The sequence below is a fragment of the Polyangium mundeleinium genome (assembly GCF_028369105.1).
GTDB classification, from domain to species: Bacteria; Myxococcota_A; Polyangia; order Polyangiales; family Polyangiaceae; genus Polyangium; species Polyangium mundeleinium.
In genome coordinates, this window is the sequence record NZ_JAQNDO010000001.1 from 10,090,488 (window position 1) to 10,113,229 (window position 22,742).

General features: G+C 67.2%; 21 protein-coding genes. 8 read left to right on the top strand and 13 right to left on the bottom strand.

Features of this window, described 5'->3' with window-relative positions; translation table 11 throughout:
- Nucleotides 1–79: 79 nt before the first annotated feature.
- A complete protein-coding gene (locus POL67_RS39795) occupies nucleotides 80–1,648 on the bottom strand; it encodes a delta-60 repeat domain-containing protein (protein WP_271926039.1) in 1,569 nt (522 codons plus the stop codon).
- A gap of 407 nt (nucleotides 1,649–2,055) precedes the next feature.
- Here POL67_RS39795 and POL67_RS39800 point away from each other — a divergent pair, with 407 nt between their 5' ends.
- From POL67_RS39800 to POL67_RS39815, 4 genes are all read left to right on the top strand, one after another.
- On the top strand, nucleotides 2,056–3,369 hold the full coding sequence (locus tag POL67_RS39800) for an imelysin family protein (protein ID WP_271926041.1): 1,314 nt from the start codon (nucleotides 2,056–2,058) through the stop codon (nucleotides 3,367–3,369).
- Nucleotides 3,362–4,786, top strand: coding sequence for an HTTM domain-containing protein (locus POL67_RS39805; protein ID WP_271926042.1), 1,425 nt, complete (start codon nucleotides 3,362–3,364; stop codon nucleotides 4,784–4,786). The genes POL67_RS39800 and POL67_RS39805 overlap by 8 nt, the downstream gene beginning before the upstream one ends.
- Entirely contained in the window at nucleotides 4,771–7,044 is a 2,274-nt protein-coding gene (locus tag POL67_RS39810) for a TonB-dependent receptor family protein (protein ID WP_271926044.1), read from the top strand. Before POL67_RS39805 ends, POL67_RS39810 begins: the two co-directional genes overlap by 16 nt.
- 61 nt (nucleotides 7,045–7,105) lie before the next feature.
- Nucleotides 7,106–8,182, top strand: a complete 1,077-nt coding sequence (locus tag POL67_RS39815) for a DNA-methyltransferase (protein WP_271926045.1) — start codon at nucleotides 7,106–7,108, stop codon at nucleotides 8,180–8,182.
- Between the two features lie 27 nt (nucleotides 8,183–8,209).
- Here the strand turns inward: POL67_RS39815 and POL67_RS39820 are convergent, their stop codons facing one another.
- On the bottom strand, nucleotides 8,210–8,815 hold the full coding sequence (locus tag POL67_RS39820; protein WP_271926046.1) for a hotdog family protein: 606 nt from the start codon (nucleotides 8,813–8,815) through the stop codon (nucleotides 8,210–8,212).
- A gap of 317 nt (nucleotides 8,816–9,132) precedes the next feature.
- Entirely contained in the window at nucleotides 9,133–9,507 is a 375-nt protein-coding gene (locus tag POL67_RS39825; protein WP_271926049.1) for a hypothetical protein, read from the bottom strand.
- 138 nt (nucleotides 9,508–9,645) lie between these two features.
- Here POL67_RS39825 and POL67_RS39830 point away from each other — a divergent pair, with 138 nt between their 5' ends.
- From POL67_RS39830 to POL67_RS39845, 4 genes are all read left to right on the top strand, one after another.
- Entirely contained in the window at nucleotides 9,646–10,950 is a 1,305-nt protein-coding gene (locus POL67_RS39830; RefSeq protein ID WP_271926050.1) for a ferredoxin reductase family protein, read from the top strand.
- Nucleotides 10,947–11,306: a cytochrome b5 domain-containing protein gene (locus tag POL67_RS39835; protein ID WP_271926052.1), complete on the top strand. Its 360-nt coding sequence runs from the start codon at nucleotides 10,947–10,949 to the stop codon at nucleotides 11,304–11,306. Before POL67_RS39830 ends, POL67_RS39835 begins: the two co-directional genes overlap by 4 nt.
- Nucleotides 11,307–12,087: 781 nt before the next feature.
- On the top strand, nucleotides 12,088–13,092 hold the full coding sequence (locus tag POL67_RS39840) for a peptidase associated/transthyretin-like domain-containing protein (RefSeq protein WP_271926054.1): 1,005 nt from the start codon (nucleotides 12,088–12,090) through the stop codon (nucleotides 13,090–13,092).
- Nucleotides 13,093–13,309: 217 nt separating this feature from the next.
- On the top strand, nucleotides 13,310–14,068 hold the full coding sequence (locus POL67_RS39845; RefSeq protein WP_271926056.1) for an arginyltransferase: 759 nt from the start codon (nucleotides 13,310–13,312) through the stop codon (nucleotides 14,066–14,068).
- Here POL67_RS39845 and POL67_RS39850 read toward each other — a convergent pair.
- From POL67_RS39850 to nrfD, 10 genes are all read right to left on the bottom strand, one after another.
- Nucleotides 14,059–14,379, bottom strand: a complete 321-nt coding sequence (locus POL67_RS39850; RefSeq protein WP_271926058.1) for a cytochrome C oxidase subunit IV family protein — start codon at nucleotides 14,377–14,379, stop codon at nucleotides 14,059–14,061. The two genes, POL67_RS39845 and POL67_RS39850, sit on opposite strands and share 10 nt — an antisense overlap.
- A 6-nt stretch (nucleotides 14,380–14,385) precedes the next feature.
- Nucleotides 14,386–15,018, bottom strand: a complete 633-nt coding sequence (locus tag POL67_RS39855; RefSeq protein ID WP_271926059.1) for a cytochrome c oxidase subunit 3 family protein — start codon at nucleotides 15,016–15,018, stop codon at nucleotides 14,386–14,388.
- Nucleotides 14,996–16,663 carry a cytochrome c oxidase subunit I gene (locus POL67_RS39860; RefSeq protein WP_271926060.1) on the bottom strand — a complete coding sequence of 556 codons (1,668 nt, stop codon included), beginning with the start codon at nucleotides 16,661–16,663 and terminating at the stop codon, nucleotides 14,996–14,998. The genes POL67_RS39855 and POL67_RS39860 overlap by 23 nt, the downstream gene beginning before the upstream one ends.
- On the bottom strand, nucleotides 16,660–17,751 hold the full coding sequence (gene coxB, locus POL67_RS39865; protein WP_271926061.1) for a cytochrome c oxidase subunit II: 1,092 nt from the start codon (nucleotides 17,749–17,751) through the stop codon (nucleotides 16,660–16,662). Before coxB ends, POL67_RS39860 begins: the two co-directional genes overlap by 4 nt.
- Nucleotides 17,748–18,545 (bottom strand): SCO family protein, encoded by a 798-nt coding sequence (locus tag POL67_RS39870; protein ID WP_271926062.1) that lies wholly within the window; start codon nucleotides 18,543–18,545, stop codon nucleotides 17,748–17,750. Before POL67_RS39870 ends, coxB begins: the two co-directional genes overlap by 4 nt.
- Nucleotides 18,546–18,619: 74 nt before the next feature.
- The gene (locus POL67_RS39875) at nucleotides 18,620–19,000 is read right to left on the bottom strand and encodes a hypothetical protein (RefSeq protein WP_271926063.1); all 381 of its coding nucleotides are present in this window, start codon (nucleotides 18,998–19,000) and stop codon (nucleotides 18,620–18,622) included.
- 1 nt (nucleotide 19,001) lies between these two features.
- Nucleotides 19,002–20,186: a hypothetical protein gene (locus tag POL67_RS39880; protein WP_271926064.1), complete on the bottom strand. Its 1,185-nt coding sequence runs from the start codon at nucleotides 20,184–20,186 to the stop codon at nucleotides 19,002–19,004.
- The gene (locus tag POL67_RS53920; protein ID WP_271926065.1) at nucleotides 20,183–20,797 is read right to left on the bottom strand and encodes a c-type cytochrome; all 615 of its coding nucleotides are present in this window, start codon (nucleotides 20,795–20,797) and stop codon (nucleotides 20,183–20,185) included. The genes POL67_RS39880 and POL67_RS53920 overlap by 4 nt, the downstream gene beginning before the upstream one ends.
- A complete protein-coding gene (locus POL67_RS39890; protein ID WP_271926066.1) occupies nucleotides 20,794–21,390 on the bottom strand; it encodes a DUF3341 domain-containing protein in 597 nt (198 codons plus the stop codon). The genes POL67_RS53920 and POL67_RS39890 overlap by 4 nt, the downstream gene beginning before the upstream one ends.
- A 1-nt stretch (nucleotide 21,391) precedes the next feature.
- On the bottom strand, nucleotides 21,392–22,741 hold the full coding sequence (nrfD, locus tag POL67_RS39895) for an NrfD/PsrC family molybdoenzyme membrane anchor subunit (protein ID WP_271926068.1): 1,350 nt from the start codon (nucleotides 22,739–22,741) through the stop codon (nucleotides 21,392–21,394).
- Nucleotide 22,742 lies beyond the last annotated feature (1 nt).

Sequence of the window (22,742 nt, forward strand, 5' to 3'; positions counted from 1 at the left end):
AGGTTCGTGCCCCGGCACGCGCCGCCCGTCAAGGGCAGCGCGTGCCGGGGCCGATGCGCCACGGGGGGGAGGAAATCGTTCAGTTCCCGACGGGCAGGAGGAGCAGCACGCCGTCGTCGTTCCCGGGGCCCATGCCCACGGACTTCGCCCCGACAATCGCCGCGTGCTTCTGGTCGGGCGAGAGCGCCACGCCCCAGAACATATCGGCCGCCCCGCCGAGATCGTATTGCTTCAAGCCCTTTGGCGCGAAGGTCGTGTCGACCTCCCCGTTCTCGGTCAGCACGGCGACCATCGCGTCGATGTTATCGGCCGCCGGCCTCCCGCCGCCTACGAGCAGCGAACGCTTGTCGCCGAGCGCGACCAGCGCGCGGCCGTTGTCGGTGTTGCCGGCCAGGTCGACGCGGACGTGCCCATTCTGGCCGTACGTCGTATCGAGCTTGCCGTCGCCCGTGATGCGGAGCGACAGCCAGTCGACGTTTTCGTTGCCGCCATTCGAACCGTAACCCACGGTCACGAAGTTCGCCCCTTGCGGGATGATGTCGTAGGCCTCGGCGACCGAGGCGAGCACGACCTGGTTGAACACGCCGCCCGTGCCGAACGTCGTGTCGAACTTGCCCGCACTGTCGAGTTTGTAGATCACGGGGCTCACGATGTTGTCCCCGTCCCGGTTGTACCCGGAAATCACGACGCTCCCGTCGGCGAGGATGCGGCCCGACTTCGGGGACGCGTTCTGCTGGGCGATGTCGAGCAGCACGACGCCGTTCGTCCCGAAGCCATTGTCGATCGCCCCGTCGGCGCTCAGGCGCACCGCGGCGAAATCGGTGTCCGTGCGGCCGGGCGCCTTCTGCGCGCCGACGACGAGCAGCCGATCGTCTGCGTAGACGTTCAGGCCCCACTGCGTATCCGCGACGTAAGTATTGCCCACGAGCTCGCCCTCGCTCAGGTCGAGCACGGCCACCCCGTTCGTGCCGAAGGTCGTATCGACCGTCCCGTCGGCGTTGAACCGCGTCACGGCGATATCACGATCCCGCGCGTCCGCCGCGCCCGCGTGCTCGATCGTGCCGGCGACGACGATCTTGCCCGTCGATTGCACCACGATCCCGCGCGTCACCTCGCCGTTCGTACCCACCGCCACGTTGTGCGTGGCGATGCCGCTCGTACCGAACGTCGTATCGATCTCGCCGGTCGGCTTGAACTTCACGACGATCGTCGCGAAATCCGCGGTCGCGTCCGTCGCCTCCGCCGCGTGGCCGGTCGCGTAGAAGTTGCCCTGCGCGTCGAACGTCACGCCGTACAGCCGATCGTGCCCCGCTTCCGAAATGGGCACGGGCACGGGCTTCGCTTCCTCGCCTCCGCCCGCGCCGCCGGCGCCGCCCATTCCACCGGCGCCGCCCATTCCACCGGCGCCGCCGGTGCCGCCGATGCCGCCCGTGCCGCCGTCGCCGCCGGTGCCACCGATGCCGCCCGTGCCGCCGATGCCGCCCGTGCCGCCCGTCGCGCCCGTCCCGCCCTGGCCTCCCCCGCCCGTGCCGCCCGTGTCGTCCCCGCAGCCGGCGGCGAGCGCGCCGAGCAGCACGCAGGCCGAGAGGGGCACGAGGTACGTGGTTCGCGCCCAAGCGCGGCGGATGGCTCCCGTATTCGCGTTCATTTTATGCTTCTCCTTACGTTATTTCTCAGTCGAGTCCGATGTGGCGCCCCGCAACTACGTGCGCTCACTTGAAATAGAAAATGAAAAACATTTTCAACAGCGAGGGTGGGTAATGCACGCCCTGCATCGTGTCAACCGGAAACCGCACCCCGATCCCCGCGCTATCCGCAAGAAGCGAGCTGATTTACACCGGCCGTTGGATTATTTGTGCTCAAATTAACAAACCATGCAACGCGCCAGAGGATCCGTGGTACCCCAACGAACCATCCCTCAACGGGCCACCTCGGTTTCCGTCCGGGAGTCATCTTTCAGCACGAACGAAGTTGAAAGTAGTTTTCAACTTCGACAAGCGTGCTACCATCCGCCCCCCTGCTCGGGACCAAGCTTCGGAAGGGAAGAGGATGTCCATGCAGAATCATTCGCAGGTGAGCCCTCCGCCTCCCAGGAGGTGGCTGCAAGGCGGGAGCGTCGCGCGCGCGCTCCTCGGTGGTCTTTTCGCCCTCGGCCTCGTCGCGGGCTGCGAGCGAATCGCTTTTTACTCGACGGGCCGCCCTCCGCCCGATTCGAATGAAGGCTCCACGACCTCCTCGTCCTCGACCAGCGGCAGCAGCGGCGATCCGACGGGCGGGATGGGGACCGTCACCCGCGCGACGCTGATCGACGCCATTGCCACGTGCAACCTCGATCTCCTCGACGCCTTCCAGAAAGCCGCCCAGGAGCTCTCCACCGCGGCGGCCAAAGCCAAAACCGACCCCCAAGCCCGCGCCGAGGCGCAGACCGCCTGGACCAAGGCCATCGACCTCTGGCAACGCGCCGAGCCCTTCCAGTTCGGCCCCGGCGGCCCCACGAACACGCCCGGCGGCCAGGGCCTGCGCGACACCGTTTACTCGTGGCCGCTCGTGAGCCGCTGCCTCGTCGAACAAAACATCGTTTCCAAGGCGTACGAGGCCTCCGATTTCGGCACCACCGCGCTCATCAACATGCGTGGCCTCGCCGCGGCCGAATACCTCCTCTTCTACACGGGCACGGACAACGCCTGCAACCCCGCGTCCGCCATCAACAGCTCCGGCTCGTGGGCCGCGCTGGGCGCGGACGAACTCGCTTCGCGGAAGTCCGCCTATGCCTCGTCCGTCTCCTCGGGCATCGCCGCGATGGCCGGCAAGCTCCTCGGCGCGTGGCGCCCGGGCGAGGGGGATTTCGACACGCAGTTCAGGAACGCGGGCAAAAGCGGCTCGGCGTACACGACGGAGCAGATGGCCCTCAATGCGGTCAGCGACGCGATGTTCCACGTCGAGATTCAAGTGAAGGACCTGAAGCTCGCGCGCCCGCTCGGCCTCCTCGATTGCAGCACCGCGACCTGCCCCGAGACCGTGGAATCACGCTTCGCCGGCCGATCGAGGGTGCACGTGCGGAACAACCTGGTCGGCTTCCGCATGCTCATGAGCGGGTGCAAGGACGGCGAGGGCGTGGGCTTCGACGACGTGCTCATCGCGCTCGGCGCGACCGCGCTCGCCGAAAAGATGAACGCCGACGTCAATGGCGCCATCGCTGCGGCCGACGCCGTCCCGAGCGACGATCTCGCCCAGGCCCTCGCGCAGAACCCCGAGAGCGTCAAGCAGCTCCACGACGCCGTGAAACGAATCACGGACAGCCTCAAGACCGAGTTCGTCACGGTCTTGGATCTCGAGCTCCCGCAGACCGTGGAAGGGGACAATGACTGAACGAGCCGACGCGGCCCCCCCGGGCCGCCTCGCGCGGCTCGCGTCGCTCCTCCTTCGCCCGGAGGACGCGGCGGCGCTCGCCGCGTTCCGCTTCTGCTTCGGCCTCCTCGGCTGCGTGAGCGCGCTCCGCTTCCTCGCCTATGGCTGGGTGGACGAGTTCTTCGTCAAGCCCCGGTTTTTCCTGTCCTACTGGGGCTTCGACTGGCTCGCGCCGCTCTCCGCCCGGGGAATGCACGCGCTCTTCGTGGCGCTCGCCGTCATCAGCGCGTGCGTCGCGGTCGGCTTCCTCTATCGCGCCGCGATCATCCTCTTCCTCCTCGGCTTCACGTACGTCCAGCTCCTCGACGTCACGAACTACCTCAACCATTACTACCTCGTCAGCCTGCTCGCGCTCCTCCTCTCCTTCATGCCCCTCCACCGCGCCCATTCGGTGGACGCTTGGCTCTTCCCGAAGCTCCACCGCGCGACCTTGCCCGCGTGGTGCACGTACCTCCTCCGCTTCCAGGTCGGCGCCGTCTACTTCTTCGCGGGCCTCGCGAAGGTCAACAGCGATTGGCTCCTCCACGCCCAGCCCCTCAACATTTGGCTCTCGTCGCGCACCTACCTGCCCATCGTCGGCCCGCTCCTCGGCGAACGCTGGGTCGCCTTCGCCATGAGCTGGGCGGGCTGCCTCTTCGACCTCACGGTCGTGGCCTTTCTGCTCATGCCGCGGACCCGCGTCGCCGCGTATGCCGTCGTCCTCCTCTTTCACGCGGCGACGAAGCTCCTCTTTCCGATCGGCATGTTCCCGGTCATCATGGTCGTCGCGGCGCTCGTGTTTTTCTCGCCGAGCTGGCCACGCAACCTTGTCGCCTTCTTCCGGCGCCGCGCCCCCGCCCCCGCGCCCGCCTTGCCCGCCCCCGCCGACGCGCCCCTCCCCCGCCTCTTTGGCGCCCGGGTCGCCCTCGTCGCGTGTTATTGCGCCTTCCACCTCCTCTGGCCCCTCCGGACGCACCTCTATGGGGGAAACGTCCTCTGGCACGAGCAAGGCATCCGTTTTTCCTGGCGCGTCATGCTCCGCGAGAAAAACGGATCCGTCACGTATCTCGTGACGGACCCGCGCACCGGCCGCACCCAGGAGGTCCCCCCGCGCAAGTACCTGAACAACCGCCAGGAGCGCGACTTCTCCACGCAGCCGGACCTCATCCTGCGCCTCGCGCACCAGATCGCGCGTGATTTCGAGGCCCGCGAAGGCGTACGCCCCGTCGTCCGGGCACACACGCCCGTCTCGCTCAATGGCCGTCCGGCCGAGCTGCTCCTCGATCCGACGATCGACCTCGCATCCATGTCCGACGGGCTCGCCAAGGCCACCTGGATCCGGCCCGTCCCGCAAGCACCTCCCATTCACCTCGAGTCCCTGGCATGGCATCGCCCCTGATTCGCCGCTCGACGCTCCCCGCGCTCCTCTTGCTCTCGCTCTCGCCCGCGGCGCTCGCCCAGACCGGAGGCGACCCGCCTTCGCCGCCTGAAGCCGCGCCGCCGCCCGAGGCCACGCCGCCGACCGAGGCGACCGAAGACGCGAACGCGAAAAACGCCGAGCCTCCTCCCCCCATTGAAATCTCGGTCGTCGGCACCCGCCTCCAGCAAACGAGCGGCTCGGCGCACGTCGTCACGACGAAGCAGCTCCAGCGCTTCAAGTACGACGATCCCCACAAGATCCTCCTCGGCGTCCCCGGCGTCTACGTCCGCGAGGAAGACGGCTTCGGCCTGCGCCCGAACATCGGCATTCGTGGCGCCGTCTCCGACCGCAGCAAGAAGATCACGCTCATGGAGGACGGCGTCCTCCTCGGACCGGCGCCCTACTCCGCGCCCGCCGCCTATTACTTCCCGCTCATCGGCCGCATGGATTCCGTGCGCGTGGTGAAGGGCCCCTCCGCGATCAGCTACGGCCCGCATACCGTCGGCGGCGCCATCGACATGATCACCGCGGCCATTCCCTCCGAGCGCCGCGGCATGCTCGACGTCTCGTTCGGCCAGTACATGCTCCGCAAGGTCCACCTGCGGCAAGGCCTCGCCGACGACAAATACGGCGTCCTCCTCGAAGCCGTGCACCTCGCGAACGACGGATTCAAGGACCTCGACGGCGGCGGCGACACCGGGTTTGCCCGAACCGACATCATGATGAAGGGCCGATACACCTTCGATCCCGTGGGCTCCGTCGTGAACGAGCTCGAGCTCAAGGTGGGCTACCAGAACGAAGGCTCGAACGAGACGTACCTCGGCCTCAGCGACGAGGACTTCCAGGCGACGCCGTATCGCCGGTATGGCGCGAGCCGCCTCGACCGCATGGTCTCGAACCGCACGCAATTCCAGCTCACGCACCGCGCGCGGTTCCGCCCGAACCTGGAGCTCACCACGATCCTCTACCGCCACGACCTGCACAGGGCGTGGCGCAAGGTGAACGGCTTCCGCGGCACCTCGGTCGCGAGCGTCCTCGCGAACCCGGACGACCCGCGCAACGCCCTCTATTACGGCGTGCTCACGGGCGCCATTTCCCCGAGCACCGACGCGGAGACGCTCATGATCGGGCCGAACGACCGCTCGTTCGTCTCGCAAGGCCTCCAGTCCACGGTCTCCTGGCGCCCGAAGACCGGCCCCATCTCCCACCGGATCGAGTATGGCGTCCGCCTCCATTACGACTCGATCCGCCGCCTGCATACCCAGGACGGCTTCCTCATCGAAGGCGGCACGCCGATCCCCGAGGGGCGCCCCACGGAGACGACCGCCGACAACAACGCCTTCACCCACGCGATCTCCATGTACGCGACCGACGCCGCGACCTGGGGACCGCTCACGCTCACCGCCGGCGCGCGCCTCGAATCGATCCGCAGCGTCCTCGAGAATCACCTCACGGGCGAGCAAAACCTCACCATCCAGCAGGTCGTCGTGCCGGGCGCGGGCGTCTACCTCGCATTGCCGCGCGACTTTGGCCTCCTCGCCGGCGTCCACCAGGGCTTCTCCCCCGTCCCGCCGGGGCAAAACGACATCGTGCGCCCCGAGAAGAGCTGGAACTACGAGGCCGGCGTACGCTGGTCGCCGAAACGCGTCCGCGCCGAGATCATCGGCTTCTACAGCGACTACAAGAACCTCACGAACCTGTGCTCGTTCTCCACGGGCTGCGTCCAGGAGAACCTCGACCAGCAGACCGACGGCGGACGCGCGCGTGTGCTCGGCTTCGAGGCGTATGCCGAGAGCGAGCTCAAGCTCCGGGACAACCTCGCGCTCCCCGGGCGCTTGAGCTGGACGTACACGGACGCGCAATTCACGAACAGCTTCCCCTCGGCCGACCCGATCTTCGGCGACGTCGAGGCCGGCGACGCGCTGCCCTACGTCCCGCGCCACCAGATCGCGGCCTCGGTCGGCGTCGAGACGCCGCGCTGGGGCGCGAACGTCGGCTGCACGTACACCAGCAGCATGCGCGAAATCGCCTCGCAGGGTGAACCCGCGCCCGGGACGGCGACGGACGATTATTTCCTCCTCGACGCCTCCGTCAACGTCCGCCCGCTCAAATGGCTGACGATTTACGCGCTCGGGCGGAACCTGCTCGACACCGCCTACATCGCCTCTCGCCGTCCTTATGGCGCGCGCCCCGGCGCCCCGCGGTGGCTCCAGGCCGGCGCGCGCGTCGACTTCTGAACGTCCCCGCCGACATCTTGGCCCGCGTCCGCGCTCCCTGCTAGGAGCCGTACGCCCCCTCATGTCGAGCCACCCTTCGCCCCTCCCGCCCGCGCGCCGCGGCACCTATTTCGTCGGCGACAACCTCGACGTCCTGCGGGACCGTATCCCTTCCGCCTCGGTCGACCTCGTCTACCTGGATCCACCCTTTCAAAGCGGAAGGGCGTACCACCTCTACACGGGCGTCACGGCGGACGAACCCGGCGCCCTCGCGTTCGACGACACCTGGGCCTGGGGCGAGACCGCCGCGCGCGCGCTCGCGGCCCTCGTCGCCCGGGACGAGCCCGTCGGGCGGGCGCTCGCGGGCCTCCACGGCTTCCTCGGCCCTTGCGACACGATGGCCTACCTCGCCATGATGGCGCCCCGCCTCGTCGAGATTCGCCGCGTCCTCCGCGCCACGGGCAGCGTCTTCTTGCATTGCGACCCCACCGCGAGCCATTACCTCAAGATCCTGATGGACGCGGTCTTCGGACCGGACTGCTTCCGCAACGAGATCGTCTGGCGTTACCGCCGCTGGCCCGCCCGCGCGCGCCGCTTCCAGCGCATGCACGACGTGCTCTTCTTCTACACGCGCGAGCCCTCGAACGAGCACACGTTCCACACGCTCTACGGCTACGAGGAGCTCGCGGAGTCCACGAAAAAGACGTTTGGCACGAAAAAGCAGCGCGCTGATTTCTCCGCCGGACACCGCAAGCCGAGCGTCTCCGACGAGGAGACGAAGGGGCCGCCGCTCTCGGACGTCTGGGAGATCGGCGTGATCGCGGCGAAGGGCAAGGAGCGGCTCGGGTATCCGACGCAAAAACCCGAGGCGCTGCTCGAACGTGTCATCCTCGCCGCGAGCAACGAGGGCGACGTCGTGCTCGATCCCTTCTGCGGCTCGGGCACCACGCTCAGCGTGGCCACGCGCCTCGGGCGCCGCTTCCTCGGGATCGATCGGAGCCCCGAATCGAAGCGCGTCGTCGAGGAGCGCCTCGTGCGCGCGTATGGCGAGACGATCGATTGGGAGATCGTCGATTGCACGGAGAGCCGGCCGAAACCCCTCGCGCGCGCGGACGCCGCGCGGACCGGCGCGCGCGAGGACCGGAGCCGGGTGGCCTGAGGCGCGGGGCGGGACGCCCCCCGCGCTTCAGCGCAGAATCCCCTCCACCTTCGATAACGAAAACATCCCCTGGGCCACCGTCTGCCCGCGCACCTCGACGTCTGCCTCGAAATGTTGCACGTCCGCGCCCTCGCGGATGAGCCGGACCTCGTAGGTCAGCACGTCGCCCGGGAACACGTGGCGCAGGAAGCGGAGCTGGCTCGCGCCGATCGCGCCCGTGCGCGCGGGCCCCGCCATCGTGATCGCGGCCAGGATGTCCTCGCCGAGGCCCGGCATGAAGCCGGGTTCGAGGCGGTATCCGAGGTCCGTGTTGCGCAGCGCCGACACGAGCTCGATCGGGTTTCGGCCGATTGCTTCGAGATCCCGCTGCACCGCCACGAAGATTTGCAGGATGTTCGCCGCTTGCACGATGCCCTCGAGCGCGAGCGCCCGCGGCAGCACGGGCGGCGTCGGCAGCTCCGCCGAGAAAAACGGCTCGTTCACGCTCACCGCGCGCGCCGCGTGCAGCGTGGGGCGGGGCGCGCGCGAATACCCCTCGATCCGATCCACGAGCAAGAGCGGCGGCCGCTGCGGCAGGAGGAGCAACACGACAGCCGCGCCGAGGGAAAGTGCGTCCGTTTTTGTCTGGCTCATGCGCAGCGCGACTATCGCACAGCTCCTCGCCGGGCAAAAGCCCGGACCACGCGGCCGCGCGCGCTGCCCTCGTCGACCCGGGGAATTCTCGCTTTCCCCTATGCCCTCCCGCTCGTTCGCCCTCGCGCTCGCCCGCACCGCCGCCTGCGAGCTCTTCGGCGAGCGCACCCCACGCCGCAGACGTTCCTCATCGTGCCCGAGCCCGGCTCTCCCGGCAGGTTCGTCGTGGCGCGGCGCACGCGCTTGGCCGGGTTCGTCGGGCTTGCGGGCGCTGGGGGTGTCCTGACTTGGTCGAGCGGTAGCTGAGAGAGCGCCCGCTACTCGGGCGCCCCCGCTTCGATCCACGCGTGCACCGCCGAGGCGGAGTCTCCCCAGGAGACAGGATGGCCCCCGCCCATCGGGACGGTGTAATAGGGGCTGGCCCCGGGATCGCCTGGCGTGACGCGGGCTCTCGCGTTGCGATAGACGCTCATCGCTCCGCCCGGCATTCGCTCGTGGCAGCCGTCGCAGCGTTCCTTGGCGAGGGGACCGATCCCTTCCTTGAACCTCGCCGGTACCAATGGCGCGGACGCGGCATCCGCGCATGCCGGAAGACCCAAGCCGACGAAGAAAACGAACCAGAGGAGCTTGCTCACCCTCGCAGGCGCGGAGAGCGCGACGTCCTTGCGTGATGCCGGGCGAATGCCTACCACGGTGACCTCCTGTGCGAGCGGCGCTCGACGGGATGCGCCGCAAATGGGGTTTCATGCAGCCCACGGGCCGCGCAGCCATGATCCTGGTCGCTCGCTTCACATTCCTGCCCGCAAACACGTCGTACCGAGCGTGGTCTCATGCTTGCAAAAGGCGAGCTCGTGCTGAAGCTCCCGTCCTGCTTCCCCGTGCTCGTTGCCACCACCCTTGCGGTGACGCCCGCGCTCACGTGGGCGTGTTCCGCAGGCGCGGACGCGCTCACCTGGTACGGATTCGCGCGATTCACGGGGTTTGCCGCTGCTGGCCTGTTCGCGGTCTCGATGCTGCTCATGCTGCGCCTGACCTGGCTCGATCGGGCGTTCCGAGGCCTCGGTCACGTCTACCAGGCCCATCACGCGCTCGGAGTAGCAGGGTTCCTGCTGCTCCTCGTCCACCCGCTCGCGCTTGCGCTCGGCGCCTTTCTGGTGGAGCCGGCTGCGGCGCTTCGTCTCCTCTGGCCCAATCCGTCGTCCAAGGTCGTATTCTCGGGCTGGCTCGCGTTGCTCCTGTTCCTCGTTTTCTTCGTCGTGACCGTCGCGCAACGCATACCATTTCATCGCTGGCGTCGATTGCATCGGGCCATGGGGCTGGCGTACGGCGCCATGGGATGGCACCTGGTTGCGACCTACCGCGGCTCGGTGGCTGGCGGACTCGCGCTCGGGCTCGTCGCCCTGGGGGTTCTGGGCTTCGCGCATCGCCTCCTCGCGCAAGATCCGCCGTCGCGAGGCCTCCGCTACCGGATCACCAGCGCGCGGCGCCGCGGACCGAAGGTCGTGGATCTCGTGCTCGAGCCCCTCGACAAGAAACTCCGCTTCGAGGCGGGACAGTTCGTGTATCTGGCCATGCGCGATTCTCCCGACTATCAGGCGTGCGCCGAGTCCCACCCTTACACCCTGACCGGTCATCCCGACGATCCACGCCTCCACGTCTCGGTCAAAGCGCTGGGCTTCTGTACGCGGCACATCCAGGAGGTCACGGTCGGCACGGAGGCCGCCGTCCAGGGGCCTTTCGGAGGGTTATTTCCCCCGAGAACCATGAATCGACCGCAAGTCTGGATCGGCGGCGGGATCGGCGTGACGCCGTTTCTGGGCCGCGCGTCGATCATCGCCGCGGACGGGCCCTCGATCGACATCGTCTACTGCGCCGCGAAGGAAGGCGCGGCGCTCTACCTGGAGGATCTCCGTACGCTCACCCGGGATCGCCCAAACATTTGTGTTCACACGATTTACGAGGACACGGACGGGCTGCCGACGGTCCCCGCTATCGAATCACGCGTGGGCTCGCTCGAAGGGAAAGAGCTCATGCTCGCCGGTCCGCCCGCCATGGTGGACGCTCTCCGACGAGCTCTGCGCGCGCGCGGCGTGCCAGCGGCACACATTCATGCCGAGGAGGGCATGGCGCGATGAACACCCGGCGTGTCGTCCTCGTCGCCGCGCTCGCCTTCGTGCTCGCGTGGGGCACGCTCGTGAGCCTGGCGGTGCAGAGATCCCGGCATCCCGTCGCACCCCGAGAGGCGCGGCTCCTGAGCCGCGCCGAGGTTGCGCACCACGACCGCCCCGAGGATTGCTGGCTGGTGATCCGCGGCAAGGCGTACGACGTCACCAAGTATCTCTCCGCGCATCCCGCGCCGCCACGAACGATCACCGACCACTGCGGCAAGGAGAGCACCTCGGCCTTCGAGACCAAGGAACGCGGGCGGGCCCATTCCCCGCAGGCCTGGCAGCTCCTCGAGATCTACCTCGTCGGCGAGGTGCGGGATTGAGCTAGGCGCCGAGCAGATGCTACGCCGAGCGGGGCAGGGGCGGACGTGCCTGACGAGAAATGCACCCAAGGAGAGCGTGGACGCTCCGCGCGTGAAACCATCGGGAGCCCCCGCGGAAACGGCGAAACGCTCGTTCCCGAAGTTCGGAACGAGCCGCATCCCGCGGCGGGACGTGTTCCCGGAGAGGGGAACGTCCCCGGAAGCGGATCCCGGAGCGTTCCACGTCGTGGGAGGCGGCTCGGGTGCGGCGGCGATCCGCGTTGCGAGAAAGGGGAAGCTTCCCGGAAGCGACGCGGAGCGCGTTGCGCGGAAGGGGAACGACTCCGGAGACGGATCCGCGAGCGCTCCGCGAAGGAGGAATCGACCTCGGCGCAGAGGCGTGGGGCGTTCCGCCAAAGGGGAATCGGACGGGCAACGGATTCGGGCGCGTTGCGACGGCGTGGAGGCGGTTTCGAAGCGGCGCGGGCCTGCGTGAGAGAGGGAGGAGGCAGCACCGGGCCGCGCCCTTGAAGGGAACAACCAGGCGCAAAGGCTTCCCGGACGAGCGCCGGACGAATCCGAGGAGGGGAAAGGAACGACGACGACCTTCCGGGGAGGATGCAGGACGTTGGCAGAGGGCGCGGAGCGACCGACGAACGATTTCGAACCTTCGGAGGGAAGCCCGGCACGTGAACGCGGTTGGTCCTGGACGAACCAAGGGTTTGCCCACGAACATCCAAGGTTCGTCCGAGGAGAGGGTTCGTCTTGACCGACCGATGATCCCGGGTGTAGGTTGGGCGGCATGAAGTACCTACACCTCGCAAGCACGGTCCTCTTCGCGATTTCCGTCTCCTCCTCGGCGCTGGCGGAGGAGCCCTCTCTGGAGCCTCCCAAGCCCGAGCCCCTCGAGATCCCGTACACGTCGTACACGACCGGTCGAGCGCACGAATTGTTCTACCCGCCGGCGCTGCGGCTCCTCCGCGAAGCCCAAGCCCTCGAAAAGGAAGGGAAGGCGCAGGCAGCGCTCGACAAGTACCGGGACGCCTACGATCGCCAGCGCTTATCCGACGTGCAACTCGAGCTCGCGTTTGCCCAGGCTCGCATGGGCCTCTACCTGCCGGCCGCTCGGAACCTGGCCGAGGTCATGGCGATTGGATACGTGAAGGGCAGGACCGTACATACAGACGAGGAGGTGCACGCCGTCCGTAAGGCCGTAAAGGCTCGGATCGGGACGATTGTCCCACGCGTCAACATCCCCGGCGTTCGCCTCACGGTGGATGGCGAGGAGGTCACGGATTGGCCGTTCTCCGAGGAGTTTTATGTGGAGCCGGGAACGCACACCATCAAGTCGATCGCCGACGGGTATTATTTCAATGAGACGACCGTCGAACTCAAGGCGGGAGAGCAGAAGGTCCTCAATATTGCGATGCAGCAGCGGATCCAAAGTCACTATGTTGCGTTCCCGGCGGCGCCCATGAACGTTTCCATCCACGCGAACATATCGAGAGCGACGAACGACCCGCCCACGTGGCCTCGAAACCTGATGATTGCCAGCGCGGTCAGCATGGGCTTGGGGATCGGGGGGCTCGCGACGGGTCTCGTCTTCGTGAACAACGCGGAGTCGAAGTCGGACGCAGCGACATGGACGGGGGTCGCTGCTGCTGGAGGAATGCTCCTCGGGCTGGGCGTGATCGGGATGGGCATCGGCGTCGCCAGTCGTCCCGAGCCGCCTCCCCCGAATGTCATCATCACGCCGCAGTTCGCGAAGGGCGCGGGCGGCGTGCAGGTCACCGGCACGATCCCTTGACGGTTCCGTCGCCATGCCAAGCCCTCGCGCTGGAAAGCGTTCCGGCCGCCGCTTCCTCGGCCCGGCAGAGCCCGGTTGATGGTCCCCCCTGAGGCGAGATCCCTGCGTGATCCCGCAGAGCGCCGGACCGGCGAGCTGTTCTGCGTTCTCGGGTAACCAGCCTCTGGTGGAGCACCATCCGTCCGTGCGACACTGCTGGCGAGCCCAACCGCGTCCAATGGCCCGCCTGATCCAGCACATCGTCGAACCGCCGCGCGCCTGCTCGTACATCCCGCCGGAGCGCGCTTCGCTCGAACATCACATCCTGCTCGACGTCGATCCCGACGAGCTCGACGCCCTGCTCGCGCGCGGCGTCCGCCGCTTCGGCCCCGATTACTTCCGCCCCGTGTGCCCTTCCTGCGCCGCGTGTGTCCCGACGCGGATCCTCGTGAGCGAGTTCAAGCCGAGCCGCAGCCAGCGCCGCGCGCGCAATCGCGGAGCTGCGTTTCGTGTCGTCGTCGGGCCACCACGCGTCGACGCGGACCGGCTCGCCCTCTATCACACGTGGCACGGCGATCGGGAGCAGGCGCGCGAATGGACGCCGGGCAAGCTGACGTCGCGTGATTATTTCTATCAATTCGCGTTCCCGCACCCGTCCGCGCGGGAGGTCGCATATTACGACGACGAGGCCGACGGGCGCCTCGTGGCGATCGGGATCTGCGACGAGACCCCGCGCGCCTGGAGCGCGGTGTACTGTTTTTACGATCCCGCCTATGCCTGGCGCTCCCCCGGCGTGGGCAACGTGCTCACGCTCGTGGAGATCGCCCGCGCCCAGGGCAAACCTTACCTTTATCTCGGGTATCGCGTCGAGGGTTGCCCGTCGTTGCGGTACAAGGCGTCGTTCCATCCGCAGGAGATCCTGCCCCGCTTACCCGCGGAAGGCGAACCGCCGCGCTGGATGCGGGCGGACGAGGCTGAATCCGGCGATCAGGGATAGGGGCTCGCCGCGGGATCGGGCCGCGGCGGGAATGTCTTGCGCGTCAGGGGATCGGCGACCGTGAGCGTGACGAGCAGGACGATGAACAGGAACGTCAGAATGACGATGAGCCGGTTCGCGAAGCGCTGCTCGACGAGGTGCATGAAGATGAACAGCACGACGAGCGTCTTCACGACCGAGATCGCGAGCGCGATGACGAGCTCCGCTTCCCCGAGGCCCAGGCGCGAGATCCCGAACGACAGGAACGTGAGCACGAGCAAGGCGAGCCACGAGACGACGAGCTTGGGGGTGGTGACGTGCGCGCTGATCATGTCGCCTCAATCCGTGAGGTAAAAGAGGGGCCAGAGGAAAATCCAGACGACGTCGACGAGGTGCCAGTACAGACCGACGTTCTCGACGGCGACGTTGCGATGGGCGCCGTATCGCCCCTTCCAGCAGAGCAGGGCCACCACGGCGAGCATGATCATGCCAGCGATCACGTGCAGGCCGTGCAGGGCCGTCATGAACCAGTAGAGCGTGTATCCGAGCACCACGCCGGCCGGCGGCTTGTCGATGAACGTGTACATCCCGCTCGGGAGCGCGTTCTCGTGGATGTGGTGGCTGTACTCGATGCCCTTCACCACGAGGAAGACGGCGCCGAACAGGGTCGACACGACGAAGAGGCCGGCCGTGAGGCGGGCCTTGTTCTCGCGAATGAAATGGACGCCCAGGGCGACGGTGAAGCTCGACGTGATGAGCACGACCGTGTTCGTCGTCCCGAGCGCCACGCTGTTGTGGTGAAGGGCCTGGACGAACTCGTCCGGGTACATCCCGCGGTAGTACGCGTAGGCGGCGAAGAGAGCCCCGAAGAGCAGCGTCTCGCTGCCGAGGAACATCCACATCGCGAGCCGCGCGGCGTGGTCCTGCTTTTCGAGGGACTCGAATTGCTCAACGAGCCTTTGCGCGCTCACGGGCCACCTCCTCGGAGAGCGTGTAGTCGTAGGCCGAACGCTCGATGTCGGGCGTCTCCTCGAAGTTGTGCTTCGACGGCGGCGACGCGGTGATCCACTCGAAGCTGCGCGAGCCCCACGGGTTCGGTCCGGCGCGCTTGCCCCATTTCAACGCGAGGAGCAGGTTGCCGAGCGCGAGGAGGAGCCCCGCGCCGAGCAGCCAGGCGCCGCCCGTCGAGAGCACGTTGAGCCACTGGTATCGCTCGGGGTACGTGAAATACCGCCGCGGCATGCCCCCGTTCCCGAGGAGGAACTGCGGCAGGAACGTGAACACGAACCCGATGAACACGGCGACCGAGGTCAAGAGGCCGACGCGCTCGTCATAGAGCCTGCCGAACATCTTGGGGAACCAGTAATGAGCGGCCGCGAGGAACGACGTGAGCGTCCCGCCGACCATGATGAAGTGGAAGTGGGCGACGACGAAATACGTATCGTGCCAGTGCACGTCGAGCGATTGCGTCGCCACGGCCACACCCGTCATCCCGCCGAACACGAACAGGAAGAGGAACCAGAGGAAATACAGCATCGGCGTGGCGAAGCTGATCGAGCCGCCGCGCAGCGTCGCGACCCAGGTGAAGACCTTGATCGCGGAGAAGATCGCGACGAACATCGAGAGCGCGCCGAAGACACCCGCGTCGAACTCGCTGAGCCCGGCCACGAACATGTGGTGGCCCCAGGTGAAGAACCCGATGAACGCGATGCCGAGCGAGGAGTACGCAATGGCGCGGTAGCTCGCGGGCTGGTTGTGCGAGAACGAGCAGACGACCTCGCTGATCACCCCGAACGAGGGGAGGATCATGATGTACACGGCCGGATGCGAATAAAACCAGAAGAGGTGCTGGAAGAGCACCGGGTCGCCGCCGTACCGAGGATTGAAGAGGCTCAGGCCGAACGCGTGATCGAGCGCGAGCAGGACGAGCGACATCCCGAGCACGGGTGTCGCGAAGAGGATGATGATGCTCGTCGCGTACGTGGCCCACACGAAGAGCGGCATGCGGTGCCAGCTCAGGCCCTTCGCGCGCATCGTGTGCGTCGTGACGATGAAATTGACCGACGTCATGATCGACGAAATGCCGTTCACGAAGATGCCGATCCCCATCCAGGTGACGGCCGTAGGCGACGTCGTGCTGTAGGGCACGTAAAACGTCCAGCCCGTGTCGGCGCCGCCCGCGAGCATCGCGCCGAGCAGGATGATCGCGCTGAGGACGTAGATGTAAAAACTCGCGAGGTTGATGCGCGGGAACGCGAGATCCTTCGCCCCGAGCATGATCGGCAGGACGAAGTTGCCGAAGACCGTCGGAACGGCCGGGATCATGAACAACCAGACCATGGTGATTCCATGGAGCGTGAACATCTGGTTGTAGGTATTCGCGTCGATGAACGTCTGCTCGGGCGTGAGCAGCTCCGTGCGGAGCACGAGGGCGAAGACGCCGCCGAGCCCGAGGAAGAGGATCACGCCCACGTAAAACATCAGCGCGATGCGCTTGTGGTCCTTCGTGAGGAGCCACGAGCGCAGGCCGCTGTCGGCGCGCAGATAATCCGGATGGTCCGCGCCGACGCCGAGCGGATTCGGCCTCGAATCGGCGTCGATGGTCGCTTGGCTCATTGCCCCCCCTCCCGCGTCTCCGGAACGGTGACCGTGCCCCAGGGCTCCGACGCGCCGGGCTTCGGGCGCACGTCACGCAGGCTCTTCATGAGCTCGATGATGGCGCCCGTCTCGGCCGGCCGAATCTGGCCGAGGTAACTCGGCATGATGCGCTGGTATCCCGCGTGGATACGCGCGAGCGGATCCATCATCGATTCAGTGATGTACGCCTCGTCGACCTTCACGCTGCCCCCCGCTTCGAGCGGAACCATGGTGCCGTAGAGGCCCGCAAAGGTCGGGCCGAGGTGCGGCGTGCCGTCGAGGGTATGGCAGCGCAAACAGCCATGCTCCGCCGCGGCGCGCTCGCCCTGACGAACCATGCTCACGGGCTCCGGCGGCGCGTAGTCCGTGACGGAGGACGGGCGCATGTCGACCGGGCCCGCCACGGCCGGCTGCGGCGATTTGCCTTGCAGCCAGCGCTCGTATTCCTCCGGCGAGAGCGCGATGACTTCGCCGCGCATGGTCGAGTGGCTGACGCCGCAATACTCCGTGCAGAAAATGTCGTGCCGGCCCGGCTCCTTCGCCTCGAACCAGAGCGTCGTGAGGCGCCCCGGGAGCACGTCCTGCTTCAGCCGGAAATCCGGGACGAAGAAGCTGTGAATGACGTCGCGCGAGGTGAGGACGAGCTTCACGGGGCGCCCGGCGGGGACGTAGAGCGTCGAGATGGAGTTCGCGCCTTGCGGGTACGCGAATTTCCACATCCATTGCTTGCCCGTGACGTAGATCTCGAGCGCGTTCTCCGGCGGGATGCGGATGGCCATGAATTGCCAGAATCCGATCACCCACCAGACGATGAACATGCCGAAGAGGCCCACCACGACCACGGCTTCGAGCCAGATGGCCGGCGTCGTCCCGGTCATGCGCCGCTCCGGGTGCTTCTGCACGGCCGTGCGGCGGTAGCGGAACAGGAAATACCCGCCGACGAGGGTCACGAGCAAGGCGCCCCCCATCGTCATGATGATGACGAAATAATGGAGTGTGTCGATCTCCTCGGCGATGGTGGACGCCTGCCGCGGCAAAAACAGGAGCGTACGGAGTAGCTCGTTCATCGGGGCTCACCCCCTCGTCCCCGGCGCCGATCCCGGCGCCACAACATGCCCAGGGTCGTTCCGACCGTGCAGAGAATCAGGAGCGATCCAATCCGGAGAAACCCGGTGATGTACGGGCCATAGCGTCGGGTCGCCGGGTCGTAGCGATAACAGGTGACGAGCACACGATCGACGATCGTGCCGACCTTGCCCGCCGCGGCCTCGACGAGGGCGAGCCGGAGGTCCCGCGCAGCGGGCTCGAGCCCGTAGAGGTACCGCGAGATGCGGCCGTCCGGCGCGAGCACCGTGACGACCGCCGGGTGTGCATATTGATCGGTCGAGGCATCGTAGCCATAACGGAAGCCCACGGCGTCCGCCACGGCGCGTGTCGCCTCGGCCGTCCCCACGAGGAACCTGAGATTCGACGGCTTCGCGCCGAGCTTCTCGGCGAGCGCGTCCCTGCGCTTCGCGGCGTCGGTCGGGGTGTCCTCCGGATCGATGCTGACCGTGACGAGCCTGTAATCCTCGCCCGGCTTATATCCCGCCTCCGCGAGGCCCTTCGATACGCCCGTCAGCAGGAGCGGGCAGAGCATCGGGCAACGGTAATACGCGAGCACGAGGACCACGGGGACGTCGCCCGCGAGGAGCTCACCCGTCTTCACGTCTTCGCCGCGCTCGTCGCGCAGGACGATATCACGCGGGACGAATCCGCCGAGGCGCTCGTCGACGTCCGCCTGTTGCGCGGCCACGGGGAGCGCGCGTGTCTCCTCCGCAGCGCTGGTCGGCGCGCCCGCGAGCATCATGGAGAGGGCCATGGCCCAGCCGAATCGTCTCACCGAGAGCTCCCCCCGCGTCGCCCCCCGGAGGGCGCGGCGCTCCTTCGATGCCGTTATCGACCTACGCCGCTCGCGACGAGGTCCATGGCGACGTCCACCGGGACCTTCACCTTCTTGCGATCCTCGCCCACCCATTCGAATTGTTGCAGCGATTGACGTTGCGTGCGCTCGAGGATCTGCCCCTGCCCGAGGTTCGAGAAGAGCTCCTCGTGCACGTTCGAGCGCTCCTTGATCGGGCCGAGCTTCTCCTCGGGATAGACCCCGGAGGGCCGGAGCACGGCCTCGCGGGACCGTTGAATGCCGTAGGAGACCCCCGAGAGCACGAGGGCAAACGCGATGGAACCGAGGACGGCATAGAGGATCAGGCGCGGCGGGAGGACGTCCTCCTCCTGCTTCACGAAGCCGTGGCGCTTGGGATCTGCGGAATGGCTCATGTCAAACGCTCCCGTACCGGAAGGCAGCTTCGAGCGAGGGATCGTTCTTCGGGACGATCGGGCGGCCACGCAGGCGGAACGTGCCGAACGCGAGCGCGGCCCCGCCGACGCAGACGAGCGCGGCCACGTCGAGCCAATGCACGACGGGCCCCTCGGCGCGCACGGAGGGCATCACGAGCCATTCCATGTCGACCCAGTGCATGACGAGGATCCAGATCGCGATCGGCGCGAGCGTGCTCGGCTGCTGCTTGACCCGGTAGGGCAAGAGCGCGAAGAACGGGACGACGAAGCGGCCCGCCGCGACGAGGATGCTCAGGGAGGCGAATTCGCCCTTCATGCGGGGCGCATAAAACGCCGCCTCGTGGGGCTTGTTCGCGATCCAGATCAAAAAGAACTGGAAGAACGCGATGTAGGCCCAGAAGATCGTGAACGCGAGCAGGAGCCGGCCGAGCGCGTAATAATGGGAGCTGCCGACCCGGGTGAGCATGCCCCCGCGCTGCAAGCCGTAGGTCGCGAGCACGAGCAGCGCGAGCGCGCCGAGGAAGCCGCCGGCGAACCAGTACACGCCGAACATCGTCGAATACCAGGTGGGCGTCAGGGACATGAGCCAGTCGAAGCCCGCGAACGTGAACGCGAGCGCGACCGGAGGCAGCCCGAGCGCCGAGAGCGCGCGAAACCTCGGCTTGTCCTTGGCCTCCGGGGACCAGTCGCCGCGCAAGGACCAGCGCCGGAGGAAATACGAGGTCCCGAGCCAGACGCCGAAGTACAGGAACGCGCGCACGAAAAACGACGACGTGTTCAGGTACGGGAGCTTGTGCTCGACGAGCCGCTGGGCCTCGTGATCGACGATCGACGATGGCGAGGTCCAGGGATAGATCGTGGAGACGCCGATGGCGATGGGGATGAACCCGATCACCGCGAGCGGCAGGACGCCCGTGACGCCTTCGAGGACGCGGCGGAGGGCGACGGGCCATTTCGCGTCCATCGCGTGGACGATCATCAGGAAGATGAGCCCGCCGACGAGGAGCGAGACGAGCCACGCATAGGCGGAGAGATACGCGTAGAATGCGTCCTGCCCGTGCGCGGCGCCGCCCACGAGGAGCGCGATCGCGCCGACGAGGAAAGCGAGGACGCCTCCCACGATGAGCCGACCTCCTCCGGTGAATACGCTGGGTTCGACGTTCATCGAAGCTCCTTTTGCATCCGCACGCGGACGGGCTCGGGCAGGGCGTCGACGGCGACGCCGTTCGTACGAAGCTGGAGCGCGCGCACGTAGGCGACGATGGACCAGCGCGCCTCGACGCCGAGATCCTGGCCATAGGAGGGCATGAGCCCGTAGCCCTGGGCAATGGCCTGGTAGATGCGCCCCGCGGGGTACTCGAGGACCGGCGCCGCGACGAGGTTCGACGGCTTGCGCAGCTCCATGTTGTGCGCGACGACGCTCACGCCGTCGCCGCCCACGCCATGGCAGGGCGCGCAGAGGACCTCGAAGCGCTTGCGGCCGTCGTCCAGCATCGGCCGCGAGAGCGGGACCGGAATGGCCTCGACGAATTTGCCAGAGGCGGTTCCATGCAGGACCTCGGGCGGACCGAGCCGTCGGTCGTGCGGGACGGTGCCCGGGGGCGGATCGCGCATGACGCGGCGATCCTCGAAGAACGAGGTTTCTTCGTAATACTCGAAATGCGCCTGGTTCACCATGCGCTCGAAATCACGCTCGGTGCCCGAGCTGTTGCAGCTCGCGAGGAGAGGGCCCAAGGCGAGGACGCACAAGGGCAGGAGAAGGCCCCTCGACTTCACGACTCCCCTCCCCCCTTTCCATTGAGCCGCTCGTCGACCTCGGCGTCGGTCGCCGGATGCACCCCGAGCAGCTCGACGCGGGTCGCGCCGAGCTCCGTGAGCCTGCGCGCGGTCGCCTCGCGGTCGAAGGAGGGGTCGCGGTCGGAGATGGCCAGGAAAAACTTGTCGATGCTGGCGCGGTCGAAGCCGGGCACCTCGAAGATCGGCTGCCAGAGGGCCGGCAGGCCGGACCAGAGAGCGAGGATGACGCAGGCCGAGAGCGCCGAGAAGAGCACGGCCATCTCGAACGTGGCGGGGACGAATGCGGGCGGCGCGTGCGCGGGCCTTCCGCCGGAGTTCAGCGGGTAATTGACGGCGTTCGTCCACCATTGCACGAGGTAGGCGATGGCCGCCGCCGCGATGGCGCACGGGAACACCACGAACCCGATGCGCGAGCGCCCGCGTCCGATGGCCCGTTCGAGCTCGAGGAGCGGATAGGGCGTGTACCCTTCGAGCCTGCGGTAGCCCGATTTGCGGAGCTCGTGGGCCGCCCGGATGATCTCTTCAGGCGTGTCGAACGCGCCCACGATCCCGCTCTGTTGCCTCCTCCGCATTTTAATGTCCCTCCTCGTGCGAGAGCTCGTGCTTGAGCTCCTTCACCTCGGCGAGCGGAACGAACGGGACGAACCGCAAGAAGAGCAGGAAGAGGAGCAGGAAGAACCCCATGGTCCCGAGGAAGATGGCCCAGTCGACGTACGTCGGGACGTATACGCCCCAGGCCGCGGGCAGGTAATCACGCTGCAAGCCCATGACGATGATGACGAAGCGCTCGGCCCACATGCCGACGTTGACGAGGAGCGAGACGGCCCAGAGCACGGCGAGGTTCGTCCGCGCCTTCTTGGACCAGAAGATCTGCGGGACGACCGCATTGCAGATGATCATCATCCAGAAGATCCACGCCCAGGGCCCGAACGGGCGCGCCACGAAGAACTGGTAGATCTCGAACTCGTCGCCGCTGTACCACGCGATGAAGAATTCGAGGATGTACGAATACGTGACGACCCAGCACGTCACGAGGACCATCTTGGCGAGGTTGTCGAGGTGGGCCTTCGTGATGACGTTCTCCAGCCGGAACAGGCTGCGCACCGGGATCACCAGGGTGAGCACCATGGCGAACCCCGAGAAGATGGCGCCCGCGACGAAGAACGGCGGGAAGATGGTGGAGTGCCAGCCGGGCACGAGCGTGATCGCGAAGTCCGAGCTCACGATCGAGTGCACGGAGAGCACGAGCGGGGTGGAGAGGCCCGCGAGCAGGCCATAGACGACGCGGTAATGGCGGTAGGAGCTCGACGCGCCGGTGAAGCCGAGCGCGAAGATGCCGTAGATGATGCGCTTCGCCCGCGTGGGCGCGCGATCCCGCATGGCCGCGAGGTCCGGGATGAGGCCCGTGTACCAGAAGACGAGCGAGACCGTGAAATAGGTCGAGATGGCCGCCGCGTCCCAGGGGAGCGCGCTCTTGAATTGCGGCCAGACCTCCATCGTGGCTGGGTACGGGAAGATCCAGTACGCGAACCACGGCCGCCCGAGGTGGAGGACCGGAAACATCGCGGCCTGAAGCACGGCGAAGAGCGTCATCGCCTCGGCGAAGCGATTGATGCTCGTGCGCCATTTCTGCTCGAAGAGCAGGAGCACCGCCGAGATGAAGGTGCCCGCGTGGCCGATGCCGACCCACCAGACGAAGTTGATGATGTCGAATGCCCAGCCGACGGGGATGTTGTTGCCCCACACCCCGATGCCGCGCATCACCGTGAACGTGATCCCGCTGAAGAGGGACAACGTGCCGAGGATGGCGACGAGGAAGCCGATTTTCCCGAGCCTTCTCCACGGCCGCCACGCGGTCGAGAGGAGCTGGTCGGAGAGCTCGGCGTCCGTGGGGCGCCCGATGAAGACCGGCTCCGTGGCCATA

Excerpts from the sequence above, each read along its gene's own strand:
- POL67_RS39795 (WP_271926039.1), bottom strand. The coding sequence starts at position 1,648 with ATGAACGCGAATACGGGAGCCATCCGCCGCGCTTGGGCGCGAACCACG.
- POL67_RS39800 (WP_271926041.1), top strand. The coding sequence starts at position 2,056 with ATGCAGAATCATTCGCAGGTGAGCCCTCCGCCTCCCAGGAGGTGGCTG.
- POL67_RS39805 (WP_271926042.1), top strand. The coding sequence starts at position 3,362 with ATGACTGAACGAGCCGACGCGGCCCCCCCGGGCCGCCTCGCGCGGCTC.
- POL67_RS39810 (WP_271926044.1), top strand. The coding sequence starts at position 4,771 with ATGGCATCGCCCCTGATTCGCCGCTCGACGCTCCCCGCGCTCCTCTTG.
- POL67_RS39815 (WP_271926045.1), top strand. The coding sequence starts at position 7,106 with ATGTCGAGCCACCCTTCGCCCCTCCCGCCCGCGCGCCGCGGCACCTAT.
- POL67_RS39820 (WP_271926046.1), bottom strand. The coding sequence starts at position 8,815 with ATGAGCCAGACAAAAACGGACGCACTTTCCCTCGGCGCGGCTGTCGTG.
- POL67_RS39830 (WP_271926050.1), top strand. The coding sequence starts at position 9,646 with ATGCTTGCAAAAGGCGAGCTCGTGCTGAAGCTCCCGTCCTGCTTCCCC.
- POL67_RS39835 (WP_271926052.1), top strand. The coding sequence starts at position 10,947 with ATGAACACCCGGCGTGTCGTCCTCGTCGCCGCGCTCGCCTTCGTGCTC.
- POL67_RS39840 (WP_271926054.1), top strand. The coding sequence starts at position 12,088 with ATGAAGTACCTACACCTCGCAAGCACGGTCCTCTTCGCGATTTCCGTC.
- POL67_RS39845 (WP_271926056.1), top strand. The coding sequence starts at position 13,310 with ATGGCCCGCCTGATCCAGCACATCGTCGAACCGCCGCGCGCCTGCTCG.
- POL67_RS39850 (WP_271926058.1), bottom strand. The coding sequence starts at position 14,379 with ATGATCAGCGCGCACGTCACCACCCCCAAGCTCGTCGTCTCGTGGCTC.
- POL67_RS39860 (WP_271926060.1), bottom strand. The coding sequence starts at position 16,663 with ATGAGCCAAGCGACCATCGACGCCGATTCGAGGCCGAATCCGCTCGGC.
- coxB (WP_271926061.1), bottom strand. The coding sequence starts at position 17,751 with ATGAACGAGCTACTCCGTACGCTCCTGTTTTTGCCGCGGCAGGCGTCC.
- POL67_RS39870 (WP_271926062.1), bottom strand. The coding sequence starts at position 18,545 with ATGGCCCTCTCCATGATGCTCGCGGGCGCGCCGACCAGCGCTGCGGAG.
- POL67_RS39875 (WP_271926063.1), bottom strand. The coding sequence starts at position 19,000 with ATGAGCCATTCCGCAGATCCCAAGCGCCACGGCTTCGTGAAGCAGGAG.
- POL67_RS39880 (WP_271926064.1), bottom strand. The coding sequence starts at position 20,186 with ATGAACGTCGAACCCAGCGTATTCACCGGAGGAGGTCGGCTCATCGTG.
- POL67_RS39890 (WP_271926066.1), bottom strand. The coding sequence starts at position 21,390 with ATGCGGAGGAGGCAACAGAGCGGGATCGTGGGCGCGTTCGACACGCCT.
- nrfD (WP_271926068.1), bottom strand. The coding sequence starts at position 22,741 with ATGGCCACGGAGCCGGTCTTCATCGGGCGCCCCACGGACGCCGAGCTC.